Source organism: uncultured Campylobacter sp., assembly GCF_938018145.1.
GTDB lineage: Bacteria > Campylobacterota > Campylobacteria > Campylobacterales > Campylobacteraceae > Campylobacter_A.
The window spans coordinates 1-4513 of record NZ_CALIII010000355.1 but is presented as its reverse complement, the minus strand read 5'-3'; the positions used below and the strand labels follow the sequence as shown (position 1 = coordinate 4513).

At 46.4% G+C, this 4513-nt stretch carries 2 protein-coding genes; both read left to right on the top strand.

Annotated features, from left to right (window positions below):
* Positions 1–1715: TonB-dependent receptor (locus Q0338_RS08160; RefSeq protein WP_298086322.1), on the top strand; the 1715-nt coding region annotated here is incomplete at its 5' end.
* A gap of 392 nt (positions 1716–2107) precedes the next feature.
* The gene (locus Q0338_RS08155) at positions 2108–4270 is read left to right on the top strand and encodes a TonB-dependent receptor (protein WP_298086321.1); all 2163 of its coding nucleotides are present in this window, start codon (positions 2108–2110) and stop codon (positions 4268–4270) included.
* The last annotated feature ends 243 nt before the right edge of the window (positions 4271–4513 follow it).

Here is a 4513-nt window from a genome sequence, read left to right as displayed (position 1 = left end):
GCGTCTTTAACTACACTAGAAAACGCCCGGTAGATAACGAGCACAGCATCTGGGCGGACTACGCTTCGCGAGAGCACTTTGGCGTGGGCGTGGATAGCTCGATGAAATTTGACAAGGTAGGCTACCGCGCGGTCGTATACGGCTCAGACGGCGCAAAACAAGTAAAAGACAGCAACTATCAGCGCCGCCTAGCCAGCATCACGCTCGAGTTTTATCCGACCGAGTCGCTTACGTTTGAGACCGCAGCTAGCTACTACGAGCACAACACTCACGGCTTTGCGGGACTTTTTGCGCTTTACGTAAAAGACGGCATGATCAGAAACGACCTAAAGCTACCAGATCCGGTCGATAACAAAACTCCGGGCCTTGGTCAGCCATACGGCGGTATGAATCTAAAAACGACGACAGCTAGCGCTAAATTTAAATACGCTCCGAGCGAGGATTGGTATTTCGAGGGCGGATATCAGTTCCAGCGAGCAGATCGCCACATACATAGCGTCGTAAATAGGATCATAGATAAAAACGGCAACTACGATACCTATCACAGCGGCGGAGCGACGGCGGCGTATAGATTTGACCTGCCTAGCGGCTATTTAAAGGCGGTCACGGACTTTGATACTTGGGGGCTAAATCACAACTTTAGCGTGCAAGCAAACGGATACAGATACGTGCAGTATCGCTACTCAAATTTAAGCACGACGACGAAAGCGGGCTCGGCAAATATCAACGATCCTAAAATTTTCCCGCATCCAAACTCTAAAAAAGGCTCAAATTTATACAAACTCAGCACAACCGATATGAAAAATATCTCCGTGCTAGACGATATCACGATAAACGATAACTTTAGCTTGCTATTAAGTCTCTCAAACAGCTGGATCAAAGAGCGCACTCGCCCGGCCATAACCGCTACGCAAAGACAGCTAAAACCTATCGTGACCAAATACGACGAATCAGGCCTTAGCTACGGCGCGAGCCTGGTTTATAAACCGGTTGAAAACGTGAGCACCTATATTACCTTTGCCGATAGCTTGCAACAAGGCGGCAGCGGCACGAACACCGACGGCACGACTAGCGTGCTAAAACCGTATCGCTCGAAACAATACGAAATAGGCGCTAAAGCTCGCATAAACGAAATCGACTTTAGCACGGCGGTGTTTAGGATACAGCGCCCTATCGCCTATGTCGGCGGTAACGGCAGATACGACGTCCAAGGCGAGCAGGTAAATACTGGCTTTGAGTTTATGAGCGGCGGAAAAATCACGTCAAATTTAAGCGTTCTAGGCGGATTTACGCTGATAAACTCTAAATTTAAAGATCCGCTACTAAAAGGTGCAAACGGCAAAGTCGTAAACGGCGTGCCTAAACTAAACTCGAATTTGCTATTTGACTACGTAGTGCCAAATACCGAAAAGCTCGCGTTTAGCGCAAATTTCCACTACACGAGCAAGATGTACATCGACGATCTAAACACTCAGGCTACGCCTAGCTTTTTCGTCACGGATCTTGGCGTGAGATACGTTAGCCGCGCGATGCTGGGCAAACAAACCACCTTGCGCTTTAACGTAAATAACGTATTTAACAAAAAATACTGGGCGGGCATGTATCCTGCAAGCGCCGACGGCGCAGGCACCAGCGCTAGCGTTCTTGGCGTAGCTAACGGGCTAAGCCTGGGCGAGAGCAGGATGTTTATGCTTTCTGCTGAAGTCAAATTTTAATTTGATTTAGAGCTTGCCTCGCGAGCGTCTTTAATGGAGCTAGAAATCTCCCTTGATGAACTACGTGTTCTATCTTCGGTAGAAAATTTTCTTCGCAACCATCAAAGCCGTCTCGCGATACTCTACTTTATTGCCTCGCATTCAAATTTGCAACGCTTCTTGATATAAAATTATCTCGCAATACCGCTTTCAAATTTAGCGCTTTCGTACCTCTTTATACGCTCAATTTTAACTAAAATAAAATTTAACCCAAGATGCCTGCAAAGTAAACATAAATTTATTAAATTTAAAAAATATATTACAGATAAGTTGCGGATTAAGGTAATAAGATGTAACATCAGCTTATCTAAATATAAAAATAAATATTTTAACACTTCAACAAAGGGGTATGAATGAAAGTTAAAATTTCAGTCGCCGCATGTGCGGTTTTAGCGCTATTTGCAGCACAAGCAAACGCAGCCGATACGGTCAAGCTTCAGGGGGTCGAGGTAAACAGCGTCGGCGATAATATCAGCGAAAGCGGTATTAGCGAAGGTATACTAAACAAGGGTGTCGCCAGTGGCCCACTAGCAGGCAAAAAGGTGCTTGATATGCCTTATCAGGCAAACACGATGTCGATCGAGACGATGAATCACCAAGGCGTGGCCGGTTTTGAGGATGCGGTGAAGTATTTTCCTTCAGCGCAAATCCAAACCAGAGGCGGCATCGAGGTAGGCCGTCCGCAGACTCGCGGCTTTCAGGGCTCAGTCGTCGGTAACGTACTTTGGGACGGCTTTTACTCGGTTTCTACTACGGCCATACCTATGTATATGTTTGAGGGGCTTCAGATACAAAACGGTCTTGCAGGCTCGCTTTACGGCGGACAAGATCCGGCAGGCATTTTTAACTATACCAGAAAGCGTCCGATACCGTTTTCAAACACGTTTTGGGCTGATTATACGAGTAGGTCAAATTTCGGTATAGGCTGGGATACTTCGGATAGATTTCAGTACGTCGGCTACCGAGGTGTGTTTTACAAGAGCGACGGCGCAAAGCAAGCTAAAAATAGCGACTACGAAAGAAATTTAGCTAGTCTAGGGCTTGATTTTTATCTAACCGAAAATTTTACCATCGAGACGAATTTTAGCTACTACAAACACAAAATTCTAGGAAATCCAGGCGGCTTTTCTATGCCTGGTAGAAACGGCGCTTTAAACTTTGCCGTTCCGGATGCTGCTAAAAATACGAAAGCCGGCCTAGAGCAAGAATGGGCCGGAAGCGATCTAAAAACTACGACTGCTAGCGTTAAATTTAAATACGCACCGACTGAAATTTGGTACTTTGAGGGCGGCTATCAGTGGCAAAAAGCGATCCGCGATATGTACGGTACGAGCAAAACCTTTATCAACCAAAACGGCGATTTTAGCGTAGTGGCTAGCGGCGGAAACGGTGCGGCAAGTAGGTTTGACGTGCAAAGCTGGTTTGCTAAGGCCACGACCGAGTTTGAGACGCTCGGCGTAGAGCACAACTTCGGCGTGCAGGCAAACGGCTATAACTGGACAATATACGGCGCTAAAACCGCAGGCGGAAGAGCAAATTTGGGCAACTCGAATTTATATAATCCAAAAACCTTTTCAAATCCGCACGTAACAAAAGGCGGCGGAGCTTATAAAAATAGCCAAAGTACTATGAAAAACCTAACTATCGCCGACGATATCAAGCTAAACGACTACTTTAGCGTCATTTTAAGCGCAGCCAGAAGCAACTTTGAGAACAAAAACAAGCAAACGGGCGTAAAAACGTACGACGAGAGCGGCACTAGCTATGCGGCGAGCTTTATTTACCGCCCGGTAGAAAACGTAAGCCTATACTTCACGTATGCAGATAGCTTGCAAGCAGGCTCAAGCTACACCTACGAAAGAACCAATCCAAGATACGGCGAAACGGTCGTTTTAAAGCCTTTTAGAAGTAAACAATACGAGATCGGCGCAAAAGCTAGGATAGAGGATATCGACCTATCTGCGGCGCTTTATGAGATAAAGCGCCCGATAGCCTATCTAGGCGACAACAACGAATATAGCATCCAAGGCGAGCAAGTAAATAGAGGCATGGAGCTTACCGCAGGAGGCAAGATCACAAACGATCTTAGCGTAATGGGCGGCGTCGCACTAATACAGCCGAAGCTAAAAAAGGCAAAACAAGCTTATGCGCAGGGCAAGATCGTGGTCGGCGAACCCAAAGTTCAGTCAAATTTACTCTTTGACTACGTCGTGCCAAATACAAACAAGCTAGCACTAAGCGCAAATTTACACTACACCGGCAAACGCTACGCCGATCAGCGCAACGTAAATGCGGTGCCTGCGTACTTTACCACAGATCTTGGCATCCGCTACGTAACAAAAGAGTGGCTAGGCAAGCAAACAACTCTAAGATTTAACGTAAATAACGTATTTGATAAAAAGTACTGGGTCGGAATGTTCCCGTCAAATATCGACGGAACTACGACGGGCGCGGGTACAAGTATCTTTTTGGGACAGAGCAGGACGTTTATGCTCTCGGCCGAAGTTAAATTTTAAAATTTGCCCTTCTAGGACGCCTTGGATAGTTTTAGGCGTCCTGTCTTAAATTTTAAGGAGCAAACATGCAAGGACTACTAAACTGGCAGGCGATTAGGGAGCTTAAATTTGCGCCTATGACTAGAGACGGAGCGGGCGGGAGTGCGGTTGATTGGGATAAAGTAGCCGTGATGTATAACGGCATGGCTGAGCTTGAAAAGCATAGCGCGCAAATTTTAGCTAGCACCTTACCTATCACGGATA

What these genes read in the sequence shown, in the direction of transcription:
- Q0338_RS08155 (WP_298086321.1), top strand. Translation starts at nt 2,108, where the DNA reads ATGAAAGTTAAAATTTCAGTCGCCGCATGTGCGGTTTTAGCGCTATTT.